We start from the raw sequence: 23384 nt of genomic DNA, 5'->3' as shown, positions 1-23384 counted from the left end.
CCGCTTAGCAGTCAGCGGCCTGCCTTTTTTGCGTTTTCTTTAAGAGGCTGCTGCGCTAGTTATTGATATTCGAAAGTACTTTTTGGAAATAATAGGACATTAATCTACAGCTGTATCGATCCATCATTGACGAATGCTTGGGTAAGGCGTTGTCCTGATTTGCTGATTAATAGTAAATATTACGATTTGGTTGACAAAATCTTTGGTATGCTCTTATAATCTTGTTAGTAATAATTACGATTAATGAACTGAAACGGAGTGGAGAGGGAATGAAGATAAACAAGGCCGGCTACGGTGTACTGTTATTGTCACTGCTTTTGGCTGTAACGGGCTGCGGCAGCAAATCCGGAGGAATCGTGGAAAATAAAATCAATGTCGTCACAACGATATACCCGATCTATGAATTCGCCAAAGAGATCGGAGGGGATGAGGTCAACGTCATCAGCCTTCTTCCCGCAGGCGTGGAGCCGCATGATTGGACGCCGAAAAGCCAGGACATCGTCAATACGTCCAAGGCTCAGCTATTTCTATATAACGGAGCTGGACTGGAAGGCTGGGCGCCCGATTTCCTGAATGGGCTGGATAAAGATTCAAAGGTAAAACCGGTGGAGGTCAGCAAAGGGATCAAGCTGATCGATTCCGAAGGCGATGACGGACATGGACATGGTACAGCGGAGGATGAGCATGAGGGGCATGACCATGAAGGGGAAAAAGCGGAAAACGGCGGAGACTCCGCACAAGGAGAGAAAAGCAACGAAGCATCATCCGGGCATGACCACCATGTGGATCCCCATACTTGGGTGAGCCCGAAATCGGCTCTAATCATGGCGGATAACATCCGTCAAAGCCTCGTTGATGCCGACCCGGAACACAAAGCGGGGTATGAGGAGCGCTACGAGGCTCTGAAAGCGAAGCTTGAGAAGCTTGATGAATCGTTTGAAAACAGCCTCGCAGGTCTGCAAAACCGCGAAATCGTCGTATCCCACCAAGCCTTCGGCTACTTGTCGAGAGATTACAATCTCGAGCAGCATGCCATCATGGGCTTGTCCCCGGATGCCGAGCCGCGGGCTCAGGATTTGGTCAAGTTGAGCAAGACGGTAAAAGAAAACAATATTCGCTATATTTTCTTCGAGGAGCTCGTCTCTGATAAGCTTGCCAAAACGCTGGCTTCGGAGACCGGCGTCGAAACCCTTGTCCTGAACCCGGTCGAGGGGCTCACGAAAGAGCAGGAGAAGAAGGGCGAGAACTACTTTACGCTGATGGAGAAAAATTTGCAAAATCTCCTTAAGGCTTTACAATAGTAAGATGAGTTTTAAGATTCAATGTAAAGTCAGCTTTTGAACAACCTCTTCAATGGAATTTACGAGAAAGGCGGCCCAGGGTATGATACCGGCAGCACAGGATTGCCATCAATCGATTATACAACTGAAAGATATTTCTTTTTCCTACCGTGAGCAGCAGGTCATCCGCAACCTGAATTTTGCCGTCAAGGAACGCGACTTCGTGGGTATTGTCGGCTCCAACGGGGCCGGCAAAACGACTCTGCTCCGCATGATCGTCGGACTGCTTCCGGCAGCGGAAGGCCGTATCGAGCTGTTCGGACAGCCGATCCGCAAATTCCGCGACTGGGAGCGCATCGGCTATGTTCCGCAGAAGAATGCGTTCAATCCGCTTTTTCCGGCAACCGTTCGCGAGGTGATCATGTCCGGTCTCTACAATCGGAAAAACATGTTCCGCCGCGTGACCCGGCAGCATCAGCAGAAATGCGATGACGCCCTTGAGGTGATGAGGATCCAGGATATCGCGCACAAGCGGATCGGACAGCTATCTGGAGGACAGCAGCAGCGGGTGTTTCTGGCGCGGGCACTCATCAACCGTCCGGATTTGCTCATACTGGATGAGCCGACGATCGGCATCGATGCCGAAACGCAGGCCAGCTTTTTCGAATTGATCACCCACATGCACGCTCATCACGACATGGCCTTCGTAATGGTAACCCACGATCTGGATATGGTGAAGGATTACCTGGGCGAAGCCCCTGTCCAGCAGAACGGTAAAATCCAGTTTTTTGTCCGTCACTCCCATGACGTTCAGGATTGCTCCGAGCAGGATTTGCAGCATACGCTCGTTTGATTGGTTTTATTTTTTTAGGTAAAGATGCACGTGAAGGAGACGTTATTATTGCTTGATATATTGTTAAGTGACTTTTTTCAGCGGGCACTCCTTGGAGGCATTCTGATCGGCGTCACGGCGCCGCTTATCGGGATTTTTCTCGTGCTTCGGCGGTTGTCCATGATCGGGGATACCTTATCCCACGTTACCATTGCCGGGGTTGCCCTCGGTTTTTTAATTGAAGTGTATCCGCTCGCGGCCGGACTGGTGTTTGCCGTGCTGGCCTCGTTCGCGATCGAAAAGCTGCGGAAGGCCTACAAAACCTATGCCGAGCTTTCGATCGCCATTATCATGTCCGGCGGGGTAGCGCTCGCCTCGCTGTTTTTTACTTTGGGCATGGGTTATAATACCGATGTGATGAGTTACTTGTTCGGAAGCATATATACCTTGGACACGACGGATCTTTACATGGTGGGGGCCGTTACTCTGGTTGTCATTACGGTGATCGGGCTGTTTTTCAAGGAAATGTTCCTGCTCAGCTTTGAGGAGGATGCTGCCAGCGTCAGCGGGCTGCCGGTGAAAATGATGAATATGCTCATTACCGTGCTGACCGCCCTGGTGGTAAGCACGGCCATTAAAATCGTCGGGGCGTTGCTTGTTTCCGCCTTGTTGACCATTCCGGTAGCGATCAGTCTGCTATTGGCCCGCAGTTTCAAATCATCGATCATTTTATCGGTCATCATATCCGAAATTGCGGTGATCGCGGGGCTTATGCTTGCAGGGGTGTTCAATCTCGCTCCGGGTGCAACGATTGTCCTTCTGCTGATCGCGTTCCTTGCGGTAACGCTGGTCGGCAAAAAAGGGTTTACGACTTAAGGGGGATTTGATATGTCTGATGTGAACGTCGGCATAGCCTTCGCCGCCGGTTTGGCGTCTTTTATCTCACCGTGCTGCTTGCCTTTGTATCCGTCCTACCTGTCGATCATTACGGGGATGTCGGTAAACGAGCTGAAGACGGAGCAGAACCGCAAGGATGTCCGGATGCGTACGATGACCCACACGCTCGCATTTATCCTCGGGTTCTCCGCCGTCTACTATTCGCTCGGCTGGGGTGCCGGGGTATTTGGAGAATTGTTTATCGAGTACCAGGATATGATCAGGCAATTATCGGCTCTGCTAATTATTTTAATGGGATTGATGCTCGTCGGCATTTTCCAGCCGAAATTTTTGATGAAAGACCGGAAGTTTGATTTTAAGTCCAAGCCGACGGGATACATAGGAACTTTTTTATTCGGCATCGGTTTTGCCGCGGGATGGTCTCCTTGCGTAGGTCCGATCCTGATGGCGATCATCGCGCTGGCCGCGACGGATCCGGGAACCTGGTTTCCGCTGATCACTTCTTATTCCCTTGGTTTTGCGGTGCCTTTTTTCGTGCTGGCGTTTTTCATCGGCTCAACCCGGTGGATTCTTAAATACTCGGGGATTCTGATGAAGGTCGGCGGCGTTCTCATGCTTCTCATGGGAATCCTTCTCTTTACGAACCAGATGTACAAAATTACGATCTGGCTGCAATCGCTGACACCGGACTGGTTAAAATTTTAAGTGAAGTAATCGATGGATGCCTCGGGAAAATGTTCGAATATCCGCTCTGCGATGAACTGTCGCAGGGCGGTTTGCTGTTCATCGGGATACACGTATTTATACTGTCCCCAGCGCCCCCATTTTTGCTTGCGTTTTTCGATGTCCATCTCCAGCTTCGTTTTGGGGTATCTTTTTTCAATGACGTTTTTCGCGGTCTTGGTGAATCGGTGCTGAATCATTTCAAAAGTAAGCCCTTGGGCTGCCCTTTCCGGAAGGGCTGCGGCCAGACGCTCCAGAAGCTCCGCGTAGCCCTTTTGCCATCCGTCATACCAAATGATCGGGGCGATGATGAAACCGAGCGGGTAACCGGCGTGAGCGATCCTGGCGGCTGCTTCAATCCGTTCCTCGAAACGGGAGGTGGCCGGCTCGAATTGGCGGATGACATCATCGGAATTGATGCTGAACCGGATGCGCGTATGGTTGTTATGCTTGATGTCGAGCAGCGGGCCGACATGATGGAATTTGGTGACAAACCTCAGCCGTCCGAATTCCTCCTCGGCCATAAAGCGGATCAGCTCGCCAAGCGATCCGGTAATATGCTCCAGGCCGACCGGATCCGAGGTGCAGGCGGCTTCGAACGTCGTGATTTGCGGGGCCCTTTCCTCGATATAATCCTTGGCCGCCCGGAGAATGTCCACTGTGTTGACGTAGACGCGGATATAAGGTTTGGCGCCGAGGGTGGTCTGCAAATAGCAATAATGGCAGTGGCCCATACAGCCGGTGGATATCGGAATCGCATAATCCGCGGAGGGTTTGGACTGGTCAAAGGTTAACGTTTTTCGGACGCCGACGACGAGCGTTCTTTTGGCGATCCGGTATTTTTCCTGTTCGGTTTCGCCGGGCAGATTCGTAATCCGGTTATGCGATGTGGTCATCCGGTAATCGATGTTTCTGTTTTTTACAAAATCCATAATTTGTTTGCCTTTGGGGTATTCTAAAGCTCCCGGCTCGAAGTAAACCAGATCCGGAATGAACGGCTTGGTGCTTTTCGGGGTTCGGGCAGGAGCAGTCAGGGTAGTTTGCGTCAATGCGGCACCATCCTTTCGATAAAGATGTTTTATTTTGCCCCCGTAAAGGCGCGCGGACACGTGGCAATATAACGCAGGCGAAAGGACCAGGACTTGCCAAGTGCTCTCCGAAACATGTATCATTACAGATGCAGGTAGAGTAACACAGAGTCACGTAATTTTTAGAAAAGAGGGAATAAGATGCCGACACCCAGCATGGAGGATTATTTGGAGCGCATCTACAAGTTGATTGACGAGAAGGGATATGCGCGCGTTTCGGATATTGCCGAAGGCTTGGAGGTTCACCCCTCTTCCGTCACGAAAATGATTCAGAAGCTTGACAAGGATGAATATCTGATTTACGAAAAATACCGCGGCCTGGTGTTGACGACCAAGGGTAAAAAAATGGGCAAACGCCTAATGGCCCGTCATCAGCTGCTGGAAGAGTTCCTGGGCATGATTGGCGTTCAGGAAGAAAACATTTATAAAGACGTGGAAGGAATCGAGCATCATTTAAGCTGGGATTCCATAACTTGTATCGAGACGCTTGTTGAATTTTTCAAGCGCGACGACAAACGCCTTAAGGAATTGCGTGACATTCATAACGAATTGGTCAGCGAATCGTAACAGGGCATCTGTCCGCTGGTGACAGATGCCCTTTCACTTGAAATATAAGAAAGCATAAGATTTTTCCTTGTATGCTTGCTTATATTTCCCGTGGAGGCTATGGCGTCCTTCCGGGAAGGGCCATGGGCCGTTAATCGAATTACCTGCAAATCTATCAATACCGGAGGATTTAAGGAATGAAATTTCGAAGATGTTTGCTCGTGCTGTTTCTGTCATTATTGCTTCTTCCGTCGATTGTTCCCGCCGCTCAGGCACAAAGCCAGGACATCAGCATTTTTCTGGATGGCCAAAGGTTAAACAGCGACACTTCGCCATACATACTGCCGAGAGCGAACGTAACGATGGTCCCGACCCGTATCATCAGCGAGGGTCTGGGAGCCTCGGTGGACTGGAATCAGTCGGCCAAAACCGTAAACGTGAAACTGAACGGGAACGAGATGTCCCTGACCTCGGGAAAAAGCACGGCGCTTGTGAACGGATTGCCGGTTCCGCTTGACGCTTCGGTGCAGATCAAAATCGGACGGGTCATGGTCCCGCTCCGGTTCATCAGCGAAAATCTCGGATTGAACGTAAAATGGAGCCAGGCGTCGAAGGAAATCTTCTTAACCAGCGAAGGGGTGGTTCAACCTCAGCCCCAACCCCAACCTCAGCCTCCAACCAAGCCGGATATTCCTGTGGATATTCCTGCTCCCGTTGGAAATGAAGTAAGAGGTGCCTGGATCTCGACCGTGTTTAACCTCGATTGGCCGACATCGAAGAACCATATCGAGAAACAAAAAGCCGAGTTCGTTTCGCTGCTTGACACGTTGCAGGCCGCGGGCATGAACACCGTTTATGTCCAGCTCCGTCCGGCAGGGGACGCGCTTTACCCATCCGCGCTGGTTCCCTGGTCGAAAGTGCTGACCGGGACGCAAGGAAAGGATCCGGGATACGACCCGGTAGCTTTCATGGTGGATGAGACGCACCGCCGGGGAATGGAATTCCATGCCTGGTTTAATCCGTTCCGTGCCAACACGGAACTGTCGACGACGTCGCTTTCGCCGATGCACGTAGCCGTAAGCCATCCCGATTGGATACTTAAAGTCAACCAGCAGCTAATGATCAACCCCGGCATTCCGGAAGCACGGCAGCATATCATCGATACGATCATGGAGGTTGTAAACCGGTACGATGTGGACGGAATCCACCTGGATGATTATTTCTATCCGTCGAATACCACGATAAATGACGGCGACGCCTTCAATAGATACAATAACGGAAACTTCAGCAATATCGGCGATTGGCGCAGGGACAACATCAATGCCTTTGTCCGGTCGCTCGGGGAAAGCATCAATAGAGCCAAGCCATCGGTAGAGTATGGAATCAGTCCATTCGGCGTTTGGCGCAATAAATCCTCCGACAAGACGGGCTCGGATACGCAGGCGGGAGTGACGGCATATGACAGCATGTACGCCGACGTCCGGACCTGGATCAAAAACGGTTGGATCGATTATATCGCGCCCCAGATCTACTGGAGCATGAACTTCACGGCTGCCGATTACGACAAGCTTACCGACTGGTGGGTTCAAGAGGTCAAAGGAACCGGCGTTAATCTGCTCATCGGCCACGCTGCCTATAAGGTGGGCGACCTGACTCAGGAAAAGAGCTGGCATACCGCAACCGAAATCATCAATCAGCTTCAATACAATAAGCAATACAGCGAAATCGGCGGAAGCATTTTTTTCAGAGCCAAAAATTTAATAAGCAATCCAATGGGCCTGCTTGATCAATTGAAATTATTTTATCAATCCTAAACGAATACCAAACCTGCATGCCCGAAAGTTCGTAAAGCGATGAATTTGAACAACCCCTATAGGCATAAAATAATCCCCCGCTCTCATACATAGTCAGTAGACCATGTGAGGCGGGGGATTTGCTTATGCATATCAATGCCGTGTTTGAAGGCGGAGGGGTTAAGGGGATTTCGCTTGCCGGCGCCGTAAAGGCCGCCGAGTTGGCCGGCATCAAGTTCAAGAGAGTGGCGGGCACCTCATCCGGCTCGATTGTGGCCGCGGTTCTGGCAGCCGGTTATACGGCCGACGAGATGAAAACCATTATAGAAACGACGCCGTTCGATTCTCTGCTTACAAGAGCTCCCATCTTCAATACAAAAATTATCGGGCCGGCCCTAAGAATTTTAATCAAGAAAGGCCTCTATTCGGGAGAGGCGCTGGAGCAATGGATCCGTCGGCTCCTCCTCAAAAAAGGAATATTTACGTTTTCCGATATCCCGGCCGGCAAATTGTATATCGTAGCTTCTGACATCACGAACGGAAAGCTGCTGGTGCTTCCGGACGACCTTCGGCATTACGGCATAAATCCTTCCGCTTTTCCGGTTGCAAAAGCGGTGCGGATGAGCTGCAGCATTCCTTATTTTTTCGACCCGGTTATACTGAGACTGACCGGAAGGGCGGCAAAAGGCAAATCATTCAGGGAGCAGTTCGTTTATGTAGTCGACGGCGGTCTGCTCAGCAATTTCCCGCTCTGGCTGTTTGACCGGGAAAAAAATGAAGGAACCAAGCAGCCGCCCGTCATCGGTTTTCAGATGGTCGGAAAAAACAACTGCGAGCCTCACAAAATCGATGGTCCTTTCAGTATGTTGACCGCCATGTTTGAAACCATGCTCTCTGCTCATGATGAACGTTATATCGAGAAGGAAAACCGGCACCGGACAATCAAAATCCCGACGCTCGGCGTGAGTACGACGCATTTTGAACTCACCGAGGAGGAGAGCCGCGGTTTATACGAATCCGGTTTGGCGGCAGGACAAAAGTTTTTTTCGACATGGCGACCCGATAAGTGACCGCTGCAGGAATATGGCTGCGATCTTTAAATCATTAAAAAAAACGTCCAGGATACCTCACGGCATCCTGGACGTTTTTTTAATGATATTTTGGAAGGTCATCGTCTTGATCGTGCTTGCCCTTCTGGCCGTCAATGACCTGAAAAGGATACTGCTTTCTCTTTGGAGAAGAGCTGCCGGTTTTTCGAACCGAACTGCTCTTTCGTTTCATTTTCTCAGCGGTGCTTCGGGACGGCTTTACCTTCGGATGCCGGTTAAACCGGCGAGGCGGAAATTTGTAAAGCAGGAATACCGCAGCAACGATAATCAATGGAATAAACACTTTCGGGTCTAACAGGTTTATAACGATACCAAATGCGGCAAGAGCAATCGCTGTCCAAAAAATAATTCGATGGGTGGTCAGCTTATTCATGGATTACTCATCCTTTCGCTGGATCCAGAACGCTTCCTGCCAGAGGCTGCTGAACCGCAACTTTGTCGTATTGTGCATCCAGTTCGCGCATCCGGTTGAAAGAGGCAATGGATACTTCGACTTGCTCGTCGGTCGGTTCTTTTGTCGTGAGAAGCTGAAGCCAGAGTCCGGGATAACCGAGAAAACGGAGGACAGGAACTTCCCTTAAGGAGTTCGTGAGCTTCAAGAACTCAAAAGAAACGCCCAGTACGACCGGCAGGAGCGCTATGCGCTGGATGACCCGCTGGGTCATCGTATCCCAAGGTACTACGGAATATACGACGACGCCCAATACGATCGTCAGCATCATAAAGCTGCTGCCGCACCGGTAATGAAGACGGGTGTACTTTTGTACGTTTTTGACGGTTAGCTCTTCACCGGCTTCGAAAGCGCTGATCACTTTATGCTCGGCGCCATGGTACTGAAAAAGTCTTTTGATCACGGGTGTCTGGGATATGCCCCACAGATAGGCGAGCAGAAGAATCAGCTTGATGACGCCTTCAATCAGGTTATGAATTATATAATGGTCAAATGAATTGCCGAAGAGGTAATCTTCCACAAACACGGGGACCAGCGTAAACAGCAGCTTGCCGAAAATGAATGACAGCACGCTGACCGCGGCAACGCCGATAATCATGCTGAGACTCCAGCCTGAATCCTCTTTTTCTTTCTGCTTTTCGCGTTCCTCGGGTTCGAGGGTATCGTCCGCATAGGCGTCGGCCGAAAAATTAAGATGCTTGGAACCTTTGATGCTCGAATCTATAAGACTGATAATGCCGCGAAGAAGCGGTACTTTACGCAGCTTAAGAATCCAGGTTTTATCTTCGCGGGGCACTTCCAAAAACTTGATTTCGTTGTTTTTTCTCCGCACGGCTGTGACGTTAACATGCTTGCCGCCGAACATGACACCTTCAATGACGGCTTGGCCGCCGTAGCTGACCGGAGCTGACTTTTGAGACAACCATTTCACCTTCCTGTCTTAAATTGCGTTCTTTTAAGAAACTGTTCAAAAATGTTTTGAACACAATCTTAATACTATTGTAGCGAATTTTTGAAGTAATTTCTAGTTGGATTAGGCGTACGGGAAAGGAGCATAATAAATCCGGTAACAAGAGGCGCCATTAGTGAAACAGACATCGAAGAGAAGGAGCCGTAATTCATGAACCCTTTTGTCGAACGTTCGGAAAAAAACCATACCAACCTTTTTTTGTTCGCCCTGGAATTAGGCTTTTACGCCGGCTTTATATGGGGAGGCCTTAGGTGGATCTCTTACGCGCTGCATTTCACCCGGGTTCTGCCAGGCTTCCTGTTTGAGCCGTTTTTCAAACATTCCTTTCTCTTAAGCACCGCGGGGCAGCTTGCCGGTTGGCTTTCGTTTATCGCTTTGTCCATACTGTCTTCCCTGGTTTATGTTTTTCTTTTCCGAAAAGCAAGAGGTCCTTGGCCCGGGATCGCATACGGCATTGTATGGTGGGCTGTGCTGTTCATCGCATTGAACCCGTTTCTGCATTTCTCCCTTCCCGTAAAAAGGCTTAACTGGGACACGAATATTACCGAGTTCTGCCTGTTCTTGCTGTGGGGCCTGTTTATCGGTTATACGACAGCCGAAGAGTATACGGACGAAAAACGGAGGGAACCCGAAGGCGTCTTGGGCTGACGCAATAAAAACTTCTCAAGGGCATGCCGCCTATGTTAAAATAGCAGTTGGTTATTTGACGAAAAGGTGGGAAACCCTATGAAATCCATATGGGTAATTAACGGACCGAATTTGAACCTGCTCGGGATCCGTGAACCGGGAATTTACGGTTCGCTGAGCCTGCAGACGATCGAGGATAGTTTGCGTAACCAGGCGGATGACGCCGGGATCGATATTACCTTCTATCAATCGAACCACGAAGGTGCCATTATTGACCGGATTCATGAGGCGATGGGACAGGCCGACGGGATATTGTTGAATCCCGGCGCATTGACGCATTACAGTTATGCGGTGCGTGACGCGGTCAGCTCCGTCAAAATTCCAACCGTGGAAGTGCATTTATCCAACATCCATGCGAGGGAAACGTTCCGGCATACCTCGGTTATCGCGCCCGTTTGCGCGGGACAGATATCCGGCTTCGGGGCGGATAGTTATAAGCTGGGCCTTAACGCTCTTTTGGGTGTCCTGGATAACCGCAATTCGTAAAGTAATGAGAAGTACGGGAGAGGAGACTTATAAAATGGCGAATCCTAGAGTTGCAAAGCTGCGGGAGAAAATGCAGGCTAAGGGGCTTCACGCGATGCTTGTCGCCAGCCCGGTTAATCGCCGTTATCTGACCGGCTTTACCGGATCGGCTGGTTATGTGCTTATCACTCAAGCCCAATCCTATCTGCTGACGGATTTCCGGTACATGACCCAGGCTCCTCAACAAGCAGCCGGTTATAAAGTTGTCGAGCATGCCGCTAAAGTTACGGATACCGTGAAGGAACTTCTCGCGTCCGAAGGGATCACGGCGCTCGGATTTGAACAGGAACATGTTACATACGCTGTCTTCTCCGCCTATACAGAGCAATTGAAGCCCGTAAGCCTCGTTCCGGTATCCGGCATGATCGAAGAGCTCCGCATATTCAAGGACGGCGAGGAGCTTAAAGCAATGCAGCGGGCCGCAGATTTGGCCGATGCAACGTTTAGTCATGTATTAAGCATCGTGGAAACGGGAAAAACGGAACGGGAAATCGATTTGGAGATGGAAATGTTCATGCGCAAGGGCGGGGCGACTTGCTCTTCCTTCGACACGATCGTGGCTTCCGGCGAGCGTTCGGCATTGCCGCACGGGGTAGCCAGCGATCGGGTCATTCAAGGGAACGAATTCATCACCTTCGATTTCGGGGCGCTTCTGGACGGTTATTGCTCGGACTTGACGCGCACGATTGCGCTTGGGACGCCCGATCCCAAGCTTAAAGAGATTTATGATATTGTCCTGGAGGCCCAGCTTCACGCGCTGGATGGTATCAAGCCGGGCATGACGGGCCGCGAAGCGGATGCACTTGCCCGCGATGTCATAACGAAGTACGGATACGGGGAGTATTTCGGCCACAGCACGGGCCATGGCCTGGGCATGGAAGTGCACGAGTCGCCGCGTCTGTCCAAGCTTAGCGACGATGTTCTGAAGCCGGGTATGGTCGTTACCGTGGAGCCGGGCATATATCTGCCGGGTCTTGGCGGCGTCCGTATCGAGGATGATATTGTGATCACCGAAACGGGTATTCATATTTTAACGAGCTCCAGTAAAGAGTACACCGTTTTATAAGAGACTGTTTAAACTACCTTAGGAGGAATTCCGAATGATTTCAGTAAACGATTTTAAAACAGGATTAACCGTCGAAGTAGACGGAGATATTTTTACGGTCCTTGAGTTTCAGCACGTTAAACCGGGGAAAGGCGCGGCTTTTGTCCGCTCCAAGCTGAAAAACCTCCGCAACGGGAACACCGTTGAAAAAACATTCCGCGCCGGCGAAACGATCGGCCGGGCGATGATCGAAAACCGCGGCGTGCAGTACCTGTATGCAAGCGGTCAAGAACATGTGTTCATGGACAACGAAACATACGATCAATTCAGCCTGACCAGCGAGCAACTGGAATGGGAACTGAATTTCCTCAAAGAGAACATGAACGTGAACATCGTCAGCTACCAGGGCGAAATTCTCGGCATCAACTTGCCGAACAGCGTTGAGCTGAAAGTCGTGGAAACCGAGCCTGGCATCAAAGGCAACACGGCTACGGGGGCTACCAAAAACGCGAAGGTCGAGACCGGCCTTAACGTACAGGTTCCGCTCTTTATCAATGAAGATGATGTGCTTCTGATCGATACCCGCGAAGGCAAGTACATTTCCCGCGCATAAATTTTACACCGCATAAATGGCAGGCCAAGGAAATCCCTTGGCCTGCCATTTTCTATAAGGCTGCCGCTTTTTAAAAGAAACTGTCGAAATTTCTGAAACTTCTTCTGAAAATTCTTGACGCAACCGATGACTTTCGTATTATACTGATTTAAAGCGAGAAACCAACTGATATAAGATGATGAGAAAAAGTGGGGAGTGAAGGAAGCGTTGTCACTGTACGTCATGAAATTCGGAGGAAGTTCCGTAGGGGATACGGAACGGATGCAGCGCGTCGCCCGAAGAATCGTTGAGAAGCAAGATGAAGGTCACCAATGCGTGGTTGTCGTATCCGCTATGGGGGACACGACGGATGAACTAATCGATCAATCCAAACTGCTGAATGAAAATCCTCCCGCGCGGGAGATGGATATGCTGATGACAACGGGCGAACAGATTTCCATGTCCCTGCTGTCCATGGCCATTCATCGTCTTGGCCGCGAGGCGGTATCCTATACGGGGTGGCAGGCCGGTTTCCGGACCGAGCCGATTCACGGCAAAGCGAGAATAACGGATATCACGCCGAACCGTGTCAATAAAGCGCTCGAGGAAGGCAAAATTGTTATTGTCGCAGGTTTTCAGGGCATGACCGACGACGGCGAAATCACGACGCTTGGCCGCGGGGGATCGGATACGACAGCCGTAGCGCTGGCGGCCGCCATTCATGCCGACGTATGCGAGATTTACACGGACGTGGACGGGATCTACTCAACCGACCCGCGTGTCGTTAATAACGCACGTAAGCTCAAAGAAATCTCCTACGATGAAATGCTGGAACTCGCGAATCTAGGAGCGGCCGTATTGCATCCGCGCGCCGTGGAATATGCGAAGCATAACCGGGTGAAGCTTGTGGTCAGATCCAGCTTTAATTATAACGAGGGAACGGTTGTTAAGGAGGAAGCTAGCATGGAGCAAGGTGTAGTGGTAAGCGGGATCGCCTACGACAAAAACGTGGCGAGAATCAGTATTTTGGGTGTTGCCGACTATCCGGGCGTTCTTGCCCAAGTGTTCGGAGCTCTGGCCCAGGAAGGCATCGACGTTGATATTATCGTTCAGAGCGGCGTACAGAACGGCGAAGCGGACTTTTCCTTTACGGTTTCTCTCAGCGACAGCGAACGTGCTCTGGGAGTGATCAAGGGCATCCGCGGAGAACTTCCGTTCCGTGAAGTCACTTCCGAGGACAATCTTGTTAAGGTGTCCATCGTCGGTGCCGGCATGGTCAGCCATCCAGGCGTAGCCGCCCAGATGTTTGATGTTATTTCGAAACAGGGCGTAAGCATAAAGATGGTCAGCACCTCCGAAATCAAGGTGTCCTGCGTTATTGACGGCTCGAATCTGCAGGATGTCGTTCGGGCGCTTCATACGGCGTATGGCCTCGATACCAATCAGCAGGCTTCCGTCGGAGGCCCGCAGGTTCGCAGATAATCAGGCATATCAATAAATTGTTGGAGAGAGGGTATTCCCCGGTTTTAACCCGAGGGAATACCCTCTTTCTTTTATTTTGCTTTTTCTATGAGTCTTCGAAAAAATAGAGATAAACCGAGAGAGCCTAGCATATTTTATCTCATCAAGCTAAAAGGAGGATTCAGCATGCTGGACAAGTTTGTGGCCGGTATGGCCACATTGCGTATTTTTTCCGGCAGTTTGGAAATTTTGGCCGCCCTGATCATGCTGCGGCTGAACCAGGTGGATAAAGCGCTGGCCGTCAATTCGGCATTGGCATTCGTAGGCCCGATGGTTTTGATTGTGACGACCACCATCGGTCTCGTGGGAATGGCCGATAAGCTGTCATGGGGGAAAATCGGGTGGATCATGTGCGGGGTGGCTTTTCTTTTATACGGAATTTTAAAAAAATGATAGATTTGCTGCATAAAAACGGAGTACAGGCATACACATGGGATTAAGTAATACTTCAAGAAAAGGACAGCTTGGGGGAAACCGATATGACAATGAGTTGGTTGGAGCTGTTTCCGGAAAACGTTAAGTCTCTCTTGCTGAAGTTGCCGCGTGAAGTTCTGGAAGGCTTGGAAGAGGTCCGGATTCGGGAAGGGCGCCCGCTGGAGGTTAATAACGGAGGGGAATTCCAATTTGTCACATCGTCCGGAAGGCTTACCAGGCTGCCGAAGATGCGTACAAGCCGGGGAGGGAGGACGGTCACCGACTGCTCGACCTGATCAGCAATCACTCCCTCTATACGATGGAGGAAGAGCTGCGGAAAGGATTCATCACCATCCCCGGAGGGCACCGTATCGGATTGTCCGGACGGACCGTTTTAAACGCGGGAAGGGTGGAGCATATTCGGGATATCACCGGGTTCAACGTGCGGATCGCCAAAGAAATCAAGGGAGCGGCCGACGGGATTCTGCCGTATTTGCTGGACACAAAACGAAAAAGGGTGAAGCACACGCTCATCATGTCTCCTCCGCAGCATGGAAAAACAACCATTCTCCGGGACCTGGCGCGTCAAATCAGCTGCGGCAGCTGGGGAAGCTCGGGCATAACCTGGCCCGGGATGAAGGTGGGCATCGTGGACGAGCGTTCGGAAATCGCCGGCTGCATGCGGGGAGTCCCCGGATTTGACGTCGGCCCGAGAACGGACGTGTTGGATGGCTGCCCTAAAGCCGAAGGGATGATGATGATGATCCGCTCCATGTCCCCGGACGTTCTGATTGTGGACGAGATTGGCCGTCCGGAAGATGCCGAAGCCGTTTCGGAGGCTTTGCATGCGGGGATTACCATTATCGCTACGGCGCATGGAGCAACGGTGCAGGACATGAGAGGTCGTCCCGGCCTGGCGGAACTTGTGGACAACCGGATGTTTGAGATGTATGCGGCTTTGAACCGGTCACAAGGCGGACGATCCTTCAGGCTGCAGGACAGCGGTCAACGGACCCTTCAGACTGCGGGGGCATGCCGGGGCGGTGATGGATTTGCTTAAACTCCTCGGGGCAGTCATTGTGCTGGTTGCGGGTGCATTGGCAGGTTTTTATCAGGCGCAGCAATTTGCATCAAGACCGAGACAGATCCGCGAGCTTATTCTGGCCTTGCAACGTTTGGAGACGGAGATCAGCTATGGCTATACTCCGCTTCCCCAGGCGCTCGATCGAATCGGGAAGAGTTTGAGGGACCCGCTCAGAACGCTATTTACGGATGCTGCCCGCCATATGAGTCCACGGTACGGTCTGTCAGCCCAGGAAAGCATCTTGAAAGCGCTGAACGGACACTGGAAACAGACAAGCATGAAGGCCTCTGAGCGGGAAGTGATGGAACAGCTAAGCGGTGTGCTTGGCACCAGCGACAGGCAGGACCAGATGAAGCATATTGCACTCGCTGCCGGACAACTTAGGCATGAGGAAGCGGCGGCTAGAGAGGACCAAGCAAAGTACGAGAAAATGAGCAAAAGCTTGGGACTGCTTGTTGGAGCATTGATCGTCATTTTGATCTTTTAGCGAGGTGCCAGGGAATGAACATAGAAGTGAATGCCATTTTCCAAATTGCGGGTATCGGGATCATCATTGCCATGATTCACACCGTGCTGAAGCAGATGGGAAAAGAGGATATGGCCCATTGGGTGACGCTTATCGGATTTGTTGTCGTCCTGTTTATGGTTGTTCGGCTGCTGGACGATCTGCTTCAGGAAATCAAAACCATATTCCTCTTCCAATAGGTGAGATTATGGAAATCATCCAAGTGGTCGGCGTCGGATTGATCGCCACCATACTCATTCTTGTCGTAAAGGAACAAAAGCCGATTTTTGCTTTTCTGCTTGCGGTCACAACCAGCATCATGATTTTCCTCTTTCTGATCGGCAAAATCGGGAACGTTATCCGGATGCTTGAAGATCTCGCGAAAAACTCGGGCGTTCAATTGATTTATCTGAAGACGGTCCTCAAGATTATCGGAATCGCTTATATCGCCGAGATGGGCGCTCAGGTCGTAAGAGACGCAGGTCAGGAATCGATCGCATCGAAAATCGAAATGGCCGGGAAGGTGCTGATCTTGGTCCTGGCGGTTCCCATTATCGGAATCATCATCGAGACGGTTTTAAAGCTGCTGCCGGCCTGAGAAAGCGGGGGATACGTTATGCGGCGACAGCCGGACTTCTTCATATCGCTGATAAGGCTGTTGATGCTTCTTCTTCCGCTATTGGCTGTGTACGGTACGACGGCGGTTTATGCCGAATCACCGTCGGACAAATGGGTTGAGGAGCAGACGAAGGAACTGCCTACGGAACAGGTTGAAGTTTACTGGAATTCGCTGATGAAGGAATACGGGGGCTTTTTCCCGGATGGCAGGACACCGTCCCTGATGGATATGCTGCTTCCGGGAGGTGATGGGCTAACCCTGAAGGGAGTACTGTCCGGGATCGGAAGCTACCTGTGGCATGAAGTGCTTTACAACGGAAAACTGCTGGCTACGATTGTCATGCTGAGCATCCTGAGTTTGATTCTGGAAAATTTCCAAACGGCCTTCGAGAACAGCACCGTAAGCAAAGTGGCCTATACGATTTGCTATATGGTCGTGCTGGTTATAGCGGTTAACAGCTTTAATGTAGCCATCGGTTATGCAAGGGAAGCTATCGACAGAATGATTGAATTCATGATGGCCATGCTTCCGCTGCTGTTCGCGCTGCTGGCCTCCATGGGCAATGTAGTGACCGTGTCGGTCGCGCATCCCCTGGTCATTTTCATGGTACATACCGTCGGCACCTTGATCAGCACCATCGTGTTTCCGCTTCTTTTCTTTTCGGCGCTGCTGCATCTTGTAAGCTCGTTATCCGACAAGTACAAGCTCACCCAGCTGGGAAATCTGCTCAGAGGCATTGGAATGGGAGTTCTCGGCGTGCTGTTGACGGTTTTTCTCGGCGTCATTTCGGTCCAGGGCATTACGAGTTCCATTACGGACGGGGTGGCGATTCGCACAGCAAAGTATGTGACGGGAAATTTCGTTCCCGTCGTCGGCAAAATGTTTGCGGATGCGACGGATACGGTCATTTCCGCATCGCTGCTGGTGAAAAACTCGATCGGGCTCGCGGGCGTCATCATCATCCTGTTTTTATGCGCCTTTCCGGCCATCAAGATTTTGATTCTGGCCTTGATTTACAACGTCGCGGGGGCGGTCATGCAGCCGCTTGGGGATTCGCCCATCGTAACTTGCCTGCAGACCATCGGGAAAACCATGCTGTTCGTGTTTGCGGCTCTGGCAGCGGTCAGTTTGATGTTTTTTCTGGCCATCACCATCATATTATCCGCAGCGAACATCACGGTCATGATGAGATGATACCCGAACGTGGGAGGTTGATACGGTGGACTGGCTGAGCGGTTGGCTGAAAAGCGTCATCATCGTCGTCATGTTTGCGGCATTTGTGGATTTGATCTTGCCCGGCAAAACAATGCAGCGTTACGCGAGGCTGGTGCTGAGCATGCTGATTCTGCTGGCGCTGCTTAGACCGGTGGTCAATCTGTTGACCGAACCGCCGGAGAACAAGTTGGCGCTTGAACTGGATGCTTTGGAAAAGGGGCGAAGCGTACCGGAGGAAGCAAGCCTGGAACGCATTTTGGCTCAGGCGGAGAAGCTCAAGGACGCCCAGAGGCAGCAAAGCCTGCAGTGGGCGGCCGAAGAGGTAGCAAAAAAAATGAAGGAAGAAATAACGGAAGAAACGGGAGAGCCGGTCGGAGCGGTAGAGGTCGTGTTGAAAGCGGCGGGGGATAAAGGAACCATAGGAGCGGTCATCGCATCCGTAGACGTTCGACTGCTGGAACCCGAAGCGCAGGAAGACGGCTCGAAGGCAGCAGGGAAGTCCGGATCGATCAAGCCGATTGATCCCGTCCGGGTGAACGTCGATATTTCGGTACCAGAATCCGGCACCAATCCGTCCCAGCCGGAGGATTACGCGGAGGCGGAAGCACGGCTGCAAGCCCGGGCGGTTCCGATTCGGAAGCTGCTGAGCAGCCGGTGGAATATGAAGGATGATCAAATATCGGTGACTTCAAGCGAAGCAAATGATCATACCAAGCTGTGAACAGAGGTGAAAAAAGATGGGGAAGTGGCTGAAAAAAGTAGAGCAGTGGCTGGGCGGGGGCCCGGGGGGAGCCAAGAGAATGCAAACCTTCCGATGGCTGATCATACTCGCTCTGCTGGGCGTGGCCATCATGCTGTTCAACTCCTTCGTCAACGTCAAGAAGCTGGACAATGAAAACATCGGCCGCGAACCGCCCGACGAGGCAGCATCCACTTCGGCAACAACCGCCGCTGAAAACGGAAGCAGCGAGTTCGGCAGCATAGAAAAGGAATTCGAAGCCAGGACGAAGGTCATGCTGGAACAGATCGTCGGCGTGGGGGCCGTGGATGTCATGGTGACGGTCGAATCGACGGAGGAAATCATCGTGCAGCGGAATGTCAAGGACACCCAGGAGCTTTCCGAGGAAAACGATGCGAATGGAGGCAAAAGACATGTGACCAGCTATACCCGTGACGGAGAGATCGTCACCTACGAATCCTCGGGTGAACAGACCCCGATCATTACGAAAAGGATCAAGCCTCATGTCCGAGGCGTCCTGGTCGTCGCGAAAGGCGTCGAAAACGAGGTGGTCCGAAGCTTGATCGTTGATGCCGTGCAAAGGGGATTGAATGTTCCAAGCTATAAAATTTCGGTTGTGCCGCGCAAAAGGGAGTAACAGTTCGGCAGCGATCCGATCATTGCCAAAGCCGTCAATTAAAGGAGGAAGTTTTAGGTATGAATAACAAACGACAAACAATCTGGTTGGTCTCGATGTTAAGCCTCATGGTCATTCTCTCGGCGTATTATCTCTTTACGGATGATTCCGGCCCTGCGGCGCCTCCGGTAGCGGAAAGCACGCAGACGACCGGACAGAAGCTGGAAGCGGGAACGACGGCCAAAACGGACGAAATCGTGGTTACGGAAGTGGGACAGGACGGCACGGATGGCGATTCCGGTGCCATGGAAGGCGGCGGATCCGCAAATGACGCCGCTAAGGAGCCGGCCGCGGATGATAAAGCTGCAGGAACCGAGGGCCAAGCTTCCGGTAAAGAAACCGAGGCTAAAGACGGAGAGGCTAAAGCGGGTGAAACTTCGGGAAAAGAACCGGTCGGAGCGAAAGAACCAGCTAAAGACAATACGGCAGATCAAACGGCCGGAACGAAAGAAACGACAAAATCCGAGGAGGATATCCTGAACGAGGTAGCTGCGACGCAGGCGGGTTCCGCTTCCGGAAAACTGGATTCTTATATGCTGGAACGGGCGAACAAGAACACGAAATTATTTGAAGAGTTAATGGCCAAACTTGATAATCAAAAGACAACGCCGGAAGAAACCGCCAAGTTGACCGAGCAGATGAAAACACTTGAGGAAAAAGAATTCATTCTGCAAGGAATCGAGGAACAGCTTCAGCAGCAGTTTGAAAACGCGGTTGTAAAAGAGGAAAACGACCGGTATAACGTCGTGGTGCTCAGCGAACAGATGGATGCCAAGCGCGCCGCCGGCATCGTCGATCTGGTGATGAAGGAGTTAAAAGTTTCCCAGGATAAAGTCAGCGTCCAATATATCGCGCCATAATGAGGCTCTCGGCCGATAAGCCGCGAGCAGCCTCGATCAACCGAAAACCGCGAAAGAGTCCGGGGGAATCTCTTGGACTCTTTCCATTTCTTTGGTTTGTGATATAATACTTTAAGCTATTGACTGACTGTCCGAAACAGGGCTTCCGAAGAAAGCGAAGGAGTGAAAAGTCGAGAATGTTTAAATTAAGCGAGATAAAAGAATTGATCGAGCTTGTGGATCAAACCTCCGTACAGGAATTGGAAATCGAGAACGAAGGCACGCGCCTGTCCATTAAAAAACCGAGCGCGCCCGAAGTGGTACAGCTGCAGGCCCCGCCTCAGGCATACATCCCAGCGCCTCAGGTGCTTCCGCAGGCGGTTCAACCGAACGCGGCGGCAAGCCAACCGGCCCAAACAGCCGAAGCGCCGGCACCGTCGGGAGCGGCAAGCTCGCTGCATCAGATCGTTTCGCCAATGGTGGGTACTTTTTACAGATCGCCTTCTCCTGAAGCTGCACCGTTCGTCAGTGTCGGTGACAAGGTTGACGAGAAGACCACCGTCTGCATTATCGAAGCGATGAAGCTTATGAACGAGCTGGATGCCGATGTTAAAGGGGAAATCGTTGAAGTGCTGGCCCAAAACGGACAGCTGGTGGAATTCGGGCAGCCTCTGTTTCTGGTGAGACCGGAGTGAACACGATACTCGCCGAGAACTTGAGTCCGAAGGAGGTTACCCGCATGACATTTCAAAAAGTGCTGATTGCGAACCGCGGCGAAATCGCCGTTCGCATTATCCGGGCCTGCCGGGAGCTGGGCATTTCGACGGTTGCGGTTTATTCGCAGCCCGACCAGGATTCCCTTCATGTTCGCTTGGCGGACGAAGCTTACTGTATCGGCCCGACGTTATCCAAAGACAGTTATCTGAACTTTACGAATATTATGAGCGTTGCTTCGCTGACCGAATGCGATGCCATTCACCCCGGTTACGGATTTTTGGCCGAAAACGCCGATTTCGCCGAAATCTGCGAGTCATGCAATATCGCTTTTATAGGCCCTTCAGCCGATGCCATCAATCGCATGGGAGACAAGGCCGTCGCCAAACAAACGATGAAGGATGCCGGCGTGCCGGTCATTCCCGGCTCGGACGGATTGGTCGAGGATTTGGACGAAGCGGTGATGCTGGCCAGGGATATCGGTTATCCGGTCATCATTAAAGCTACCGCAGGCGGCGGAGGCAAGGGGATCCGCATTGCGGAGGATGAGGAAGCGCTCATCAAGCAGATTTCAACGGCCCAGCAGGAAGCCCAGAAAGCTTTCGGCAACGCCGGCGTGTATCTCGAGAAGTATTTGACCGGAATGAAACACGTGGAAATCCAAATTATCGCCGACAAGCACGGCAATGCCGTTCATCTGGGCGAGCGGGATTGCTCCGTCCAGCGCCGCCGCCAGAAGCTGGTCGAGGAGGCCCCTTGTCCGGTACTGTCGGAAGAAGTCCGTGAGCGCATGGGTGCCGCAGCCGTTCGTGCGGCTAAAGCGGTAAACTATAGCGGAGCGGGGACGCTCGAATTTTTGCTCGGCCAGGACGGTCAGTTTTATTTCATGGAAATGAACACCCGGATCCAGGTGGAACACCCCGTTACCGAAATGATTACGGGCGTGGATTTGATCAAGGAAATGATTTCGGTGGCCGAAGGGCATCCGCTTTCCTTCGCTCAGGAAGATGTCGTTATCAACGGATGGTCCATTGAATGCCGAATCAACGCGGAAAATCCGGACAAGGGCTTCATGCCATCGCCGGGAACCATCCAATTTTATCTTCCTCCGGGAGGACCGGGCGTGCGGGTGGATAGTGCCGCTTACCCGGGGTACACCATATCGCCTTATTACGATTCCATGATCGCCAAGCTGATCGTTTGGGCACCGACCCGTGAAGAGGCGATTGCAAAAATGAAGAGAGCGCTCATGGAATTCGAAATTGAAGGCATCTCCACGACGATTCCATTCCACCAGAAGCTGATGAAGCATCCTGTATTCTTGAAGGGCGATTTCGACATCAAGTTTTTGGAGGAGCATGAGGTTTAGTCACTCTCTTGTCGTTTGTCATTAATTGGGGCAAATGATATAGTATGAGTAACAAAGAGCGCATGTCTTGATTAGTACTGAGCATCCGCAAACTTATTTTGAAAGGTGTGTTTACACATGGTGGATACTTTGCCGACGGAATTTGAACGTACGGAAATCGGCCAAATTCAGATTGCACCCGAAGTTATTGAAGTCATTGCCGGACTTGCAACGGTCGAAGTGAACGGCGTAGCGGGAATGAGCGGAGGGTTTGCAGGAGGCATTGCCGAGCTTCTCGGAATGAAAAACCTGTCCAAAGGCGTGAAGGTCGAAGTGGGACAACGCGAGGCGGCTGTGGACGTGTCCGTAATCGTGGAATACGGCCAGCGTCTGCCGGAGGTCGCAAGCGAAATTCAGCGGAACGTCAAGCGTTCGATCGAGAATATGACGGGACTGACGGTCGTGGAAGTCAACGTTCATATCCATGACGTGCATTTCGCGAAAGCATCCGACAAGACGGAGGATCTGGATCAGGTTCAGCGAGTGAAATAAAGCAAGCACTTGAACCCCCGACAGCGATGTCGAGGGTTTAATCTAATTTAAGGAGGCTGTGCTGTTCGTGGCCAAAATAGTGGACAGACTTATGCTGTTTATATACAGTTTGAGTATCGGCGTGATTTCAGTAGTTGCCATCCTCCTCTTGAGCGGCGCTATTCCGTACGACCTTACCTATGATTGGGAGCAGCGGCTCATTTGGGCTGGCATTATCGCTGCGGCGGTTTTGTTCCTGATGAGCATCCGTTTCTTCTACATTTCGGTGCGCCGGGATCGGACCGTGACCCATTCGATAGACCAGCGTACCGAGTTCGGCGATATCCAGATTTCGGTTGAAACCATCGAAAACCTGTGTTTAAAAGCAGCTTCCCGCGTGCGGGGGGTTCGTGATTTGAAATCCCGCATCAAGGTCTCGCAGTCCGGATTGGATATTGCGATCCGGGCGGTCGTGGATGGAGAGGAATCCATTCCGGGCCTTACGACGGAAGTGCAGAAGCAGGTTCATGATTTTGTGGAGGATACGACAGGAATTCCGGTTTCGAGCGTATCCGTCTATATAGCAAACGTGGTTCAGGCACCAAGCTTCAAGAGCCGCGTGGAATAGAGGTGAGCTTCCC

27 protein-coding genes and 1 pseudogene are annotated in these 23384 nt (G+C 51.5%); 25 read left to right on the top strand and 3 right to left on the bottom strand.

Annotation, left to right across the window (positions count from 1 at the left end):
• Positions 1 to 269: 269 nt before the first annotated feature.
• From XI25_RS21850 to XI25_RS21835, 4 genes are all read left to right on the top strand, one after another.
• On the top strand, positions 270 to 1301 hold the full coding sequence (locus XI25_RS21850; RefSeq protein ID WP_046680231.1) for a metal ABC transporter substrate-binding protein: 1032 nt from the start codon (positions 270 to 272) through the stop codon (positions 1299 to 1301).
• An 82-nt stretch (positions 1302 to 1383) separates the two neighbouring features.
• Positions 1384 to 2133: a metal ABC transporter ATP-binding protein gene (locus XI25_RS21845; RefSeq protein WP_046680230.1), complete on the top strand. Its 750-nt coding sequence runs from the start codon at positions 1384 to 1386 to the stop codon at positions 2131 to 2133.
• A gap of 24 nt (positions 2134 to 2157) precedes the next feature.
• Entirely contained in the window at positions 2158 to 2988 is an 831-nt protein-coding gene (locus XI25_RS21840) for a metal ABC transporter permease (protein ID WP_200901463.1), read from the top strand.
• Positions 2989 to 3000: 12 nt separating this feature from the next.
• Positions 3001 to 3714 carry a cytochrome c biogenesis CcdA family protein gene (locus XI25_RS21835; protein ID WP_046680228.1) on the top strand — a complete coding sequence of 238 codons (714 nt, stop codon included), beginning with the start codon at positions 3001 to 3003 and terminating at the stop codon, positions 3712 to 3714.
• On the opposite strand, the gene splB is transcribed toward XI25_RS21835, so the two are convergent.
• Positions 3711 to 4781: a spore photoproduct lyase gene (gene splB / locus XI25_RS21830; RefSeq protein WP_442950424.1), complete on the bottom strand. Its 1071-nt coding sequence runs from the start codon at positions 4779 to 4781 to the stop codon at positions 3711 to 3713. The genes XI25_RS21835 and splB overlap by 4 nt on opposite strands.
• A gap of 180 nt (positions 4782 to 4961) precedes the next feature.
• Between splB and mntR the strand changes: the two genes are divergently transcribed.
• The 3 genes from mntR (at position 4962) to XI25_RS21815 (ending at position 8229) form a co-directional block, all read left to right on the top strand.
• The gene (gene mntR, locus XI25_RS21825; protein ID WP_046680227.1) at positions 4962 to 5387 is read left to right on the top strand and encodes a transcriptional regulator MntR; all 426 of its coding nucleotides are present in this window, start codon (positions 4962 to 4964) and stop codon (positions 5385 to 5387) included.
• Positions 5388 to 5563: 176 nt separating this feature from the next.
• Positions 5564 to 7180 (top strand): family 10 glycosylhydrolase, encoded by a 1617-nt coding sequence (locus XI25_RS21820; protein WP_046680226.1) that lies wholly within the window; start codon positions 5564 to 5566, stop codon positions 7178 to 7180.
• A 125-nt stretch (positions 7181 to 7305) separates the two neighbouring features.
• Positions 7306 to 8229: a patatin-like phospholipase family protein gene (locus XI25_RS21815; RefSeq protein ID WP_046680225.1), complete on the top strand. Its 924-nt coding sequence runs from the start codon at positions 7306 to 7308 to the stop codon at positions 8227 to 8229.
• Positions 8230 to 8308: 79 nt separating this feature from the next.
• Here XI25_RS21815 and XI25_RS21810 read toward each other — a convergent pair whose 3' ends face one another.
• Positions 8309 to 8641 (bottom strand): hypothetical protein, encoded by a 333-nt coding sequence (locus XI25_RS21810; RefSeq protein ID WP_046680224.1) that lies wholly within the window; start codon positions 8639 to 8641, stop codon positions 8309 to 8311.
• Between the two features lie 7 nt (positions 8642 to 8648).
• Positions 8649 to 9641, bottom strand: coding sequence for a DUF1385 domain-containing protein (locus tag XI25_RS21805; RefSeq protein ID WP_046680223.1), 993 nt, complete (start codon positions 9639 to 9641; stop codon positions 8649 to 8651).
• 198 nt (positions 9642 to 9839) lie between these two features.
• Between XI25_RS21805 and XI25_RS21800 the strand changes: the two genes are divergently transcribed.
• The 18 genes and pseudogenes from XI25_RS21800 to amaP all read left to right on the top strand — a co-directional run bounded on the left by XI25_RS21800 (position 9840) and on the right by amaP (position 23371).
• Positions 9840 to 10337: a YqhR family membrane protein gene (locus XI25_RS21800; RefSeq protein ID WP_046680222.1), complete on the top strand. Its 498-nt coding sequence runs from the start codon at positions 9840 to 9842 to the stop codon at positions 10335 to 10337.
• Positions 10338 to 10415: 78 nt separating this feature from the next.
• A complete protein-coding gene (gene aroQ, locus XI25_RS21795) occupies positions 10416 to 10862 on the top strand; it encodes a type II 3-dehydroquinate dehydratase (protein WP_046680221.1) in 447 nt (148 codons plus the stop codon).
• A 34-nt stretch (positions 10863 to 10896) separates the two neighbouring features.
• Complete coding sequence (locus XI25_RS21790) at positions 10897 to 11967, top strand: M24 family metallopeptidase (protein WP_046680220.1); 1071 nt, start codon at positions 10897 to 10899, stop codon at positions 11965 to 11967.
• A 34-nt stretch (positions 11968 to 12001) separates the two neighbouring features.
• A complete protein-coding gene (gene efp / locus XI25_RS21785) occupies positions 12002 to 12559 on the top strand; it encodes an elongation factor P (RefSeq protein WP_046680219.1) in 558 nt (185 codons plus the stop codon).
• Between the two features lie 207 nt (positions 12560 to 12766).
• Entirely contained in the window at positions 12767 to 14020 is a 1254-nt protein-coding gene (locus XI25_RS21780; protein ID WP_046680218.1) for an aspartate kinase, read from the top strand.
• Between the two features lie 165 nt (positions 14021 to 14185).
• Complete coding sequence (locus tag XI25_RS21775; RefSeq protein WP_046680217.1) at positions 14186 to 14452, top strand: YqhV family protein; 267 nt, start codon at positions 14186 to 14188, stop codon at positions 14450 to 14452.
• An 86-nt stretch (positions 14453 to 14538) separates the two neighbouring features.
• A pseudogene (spoIIIAA, locus tag XI25_RS21770) lies at positions 14539 to 15533 on the top strand (stage III sporulation protein AA).
• Positions 15526 to 16044, top strand: a complete 519-nt coding sequence (gene spoIIIAB / locus XI25_RS21765) for a stage III sporulation protein SpoIIIAB (protein WP_046680436.1) — start codon at positions 15526 to 15528, stop codon at positions 16042 to 16044. The pseudogene spoIIIAA and the gene spoIIIAB overlap by 8 nt, the downstream one beginning before the upstream one ends.
• Positions 16045 to 16058: 14 nt before the next feature.
• Positions 16059 to 16262: a stage III sporulation protein AC gene (gene spoIIIAC / locus XI25_RS21760; protein WP_046680216.1), complete on the top strand. Its 204-nt coding sequence runs from the start codon at positions 16059 to 16061 to the stop codon at positions 16260 to 16262.
• Between the two features lie 8 nt (positions 16263 to 16270).
• Positions 16271 to 16660 (top strand): stage III sporulation protein AD, encoded by a 390-nt coding sequence (gene spoIIIAD, locus XI25_RS21755; protein ID WP_046680215.1) that lies wholly within the window; start codon positions 16271 to 16273, stop codon positions 16658 to 16660.
• Between the two features lie 18 nt (positions 16661 to 16678).
• On the top strand, positions 16679 to 17875 hold the full coding sequence (gene spoIIIAE / locus XI25_RS21750; protein WP_046680214.1) for a stage III sporulation protein AE: 1197 nt from the start codon (positions 16679 to 16681) through the stop codon (positions 17873 to 17875).
• Positions 17876 to 17900: 25 nt separating this feature from the next.
• Entirely contained in the window at positions 17901 to 18617 is a 717-nt protein-coding gene (spoIIIAF, locus tag XI25_RS21745; RefSeq protein WP_046680213.1) for a stage III sporulation protein AF, read from the top strand.
• Positions 18618 to 18633: 16 nt separating this feature from the next.
• Positions 18634 to 19272: a stage III sporulation protein AG gene (gene spoIIIAG / locus XI25_RS21740; RefSeq protein ID WP_046680212.1), complete on the top strand. Its 639-nt coding sequence runs from the start codon at positions 18634 to 18636 to the stop codon at positions 19270 to 19272.
• A gap of 59 nt (positions 19273 to 19331) precedes the next feature.
• Positions 19332 to 20171 carry a SpoIIIAH-like family protein gene (locus XI25_RS21735; protein ID WP_046680211.1) on the top strand — a complete coding sequence of 280 codons (840 nt, stop codon included), beginning with the start codon at positions 19332 to 19334 and terminating at the stop codon, positions 20169 to 20171.
• 176 nt (positions 20172 to 20347) lie between these two features.
• On the top strand, positions 20348 to 20845 hold the full coding sequence (gene accB / locus XI25_RS21730; RefSeq protein ID WP_046680210.1) for an acetyl-CoA carboxylase biotin carboxyl carrier protein: 498 nt from the start codon (positions 20348 to 20350) through the stop codon (positions 20843 to 20845).
• Positions 20846 to 20889: 44 nt separating this feature from the next.
• Entirely contained in the window at positions 20890 to 22233 is a 1344-nt protein-coding gene (gene accC / locus XI25_RS21725) for an acetyl-CoA carboxylase biotin carboxylase subunit (RefSeq protein ID WP_046680209.1), read from the top strand.
• Positions 22234 to 22353: 120 nt separating this feature from the next.
• Positions 22354 to 22764: an Asp23/Gls24 family envelope stress response protein gene (locus tag XI25_RS21720; protein WP_046680435.1), complete on the top strand. Its 411-nt coding sequence runs from the start codon at positions 22354 to 22356 to the stop codon at positions 22762 to 22764.
• A 67-nt stretch (positions 22765 to 22831) separates the two neighbouring features.
• Entirely contained in the window at positions 22832 to 23371 is a 540-nt protein-coding gene (gene amaP / locus XI25_RS21715; protein WP_046680208.1) for an alkaline shock response membrane anchor protein AmaP, read from the top strand.
• Positions 23372 to 23384: the final 13 nt, after the last annotated feature.

It is taken from the genome of Paenibacillus sp. DMB20, from assembly GCF_000987955.1.
Lineage (GTDB): Bacteria > Bacillota > Bacilli > Paenibacillales > Paenibacillaceae > Paenibacillus_AQ.
The sequence above is the reverse complement of the archived record's forward strand: the minus strand, read 5'-3'. Positions and strand labels throughout refer to the sequence as shown.

Coding starts and splice junctions, on each gene's coding strand:
- XI25_RS21850 (WP_046680231.1), top strand. CDS start 270: ATGAAGATAAACAAGGCCGGCTACGGTGTACTGTTATTGTCACTGCTT.
- XI25_RS21845 (WP_046680230.1), top strand. CDS start 1,384: ATGATACCGGCAGCACAGGATTGCCATCAATCGATTATACAACTGAAA.
- XI25_RS21840 (WP_200901463.1), top strand. CDS start 2,158: ATGCACGTGAAGGAGACGTTATTATTGCTTGATATATTGTTAAGTGAC.
- XI25_RS21835 (WP_046680228.1), top strand. CDS start 3,001: ATGTCTGATGTGAACGTCGGCATAGCCTTCGCCGCCGGTTTGGCGTCT.
- mntR (WP_046680227.1), top strand. CDS start 4,962: ATGCCGACACCCAGCATGGAGGATTATTTGGAGCGCATCTACAAGTTG.
- XI25_RS21820 (WP_046680226.1), top strand. CDS start 5,564: ATGAAATTTCGAAGATGTTTGCTCGTGCTGTTTCTGTCATTATTGCTT.
- XI25_RS21815 (WP_046680225.1), top strand. CDS start 7,306: ATGCATATCAATGCCGTGTTTGAAGGCGGAGGGGTTAAGGGGATTTCG.
- XI25_RS21810 (WP_046680224.1), bottom strand. CDS start 8,641: ATGAATAAGCTGACCACCCATCGAATTATTTTTTGGACAGCGATTGCT.
- XI25_RS21800 (WP_046680222.1), top strand. CDS start 9,840: ATGAACCCTTTTGTCGAACGTTCGGAAAAAAACCATACCAACCTTTTT.
- aroQ (WP_046680221.1), top strand. CDS start 10,416: ATGAAATCCATATGGGTAATTAACGGACCGAATTTGAACCTGCTCGGG.
- XI25_RS21790 (WP_046680220.1), top strand. CDS start 10,897: ATGGCGAATCCTAGAGTTGCAAAGCTGCGGGAGAAAATGCAGGCTAAG.
- efp (WP_046680219.1), top strand. CDS start 12,002: ATGATTTCAGTAAACGATTTTAAAACAGGATTAACCGTCGAAGTAGAC.
- XI25_RS21775 (WP_046680217.1), top strand. CDS start 14,186: ATGCTGGACAAGTTTGTGGCCGGTATGGCCACATTGCGTATTTTTTCC.
- spoIIIAC (WP_046680216.1), top strand. CDS start 16,059: ATGAACATAGAAGTGAATGCCATTTTCCAAATTGCGGGTATCGGGATC.
- spoIIIAD (WP_046680215.1), top strand. CDS start 16,271: ATGGAAATCATCCAAGTGGTCGGCGTCGGATTGATCGCCACCATACTC.
- spoIIIAE (WP_046680214.1), top strand. CDS start 16,679: ATGCGGCGACAGCCGGACTTCTTCATATCGCTGATAAGGCTGTTGATG.
- spoIIIAG (WP_046680212.1), top strand. CDS start 18,634: ATGGGGAAGTGGCTGAAAAAAGTAGAGCAGTGGCTGGGCGGGGGCCCG.
- XI25_RS21735 (WP_046680211.1), top strand. CDS start 19,332: ATGAATAACAAACGACAAACAATCTGGTTGGTCTCGATGTTAAGCCTC.
- accB (WP_046680210.1), top strand. CDS start 20,348: ATGTTTAAATTAAGCGAGATAAAAGAATTGATCGAGCTTGTGGATCAA.
- accC (WP_046680209.1), top strand. CDS start 20,890: ATGACATTTCAAAAAGTGCTGATTGCGAACCGCGGCGAAATCGCCGTT.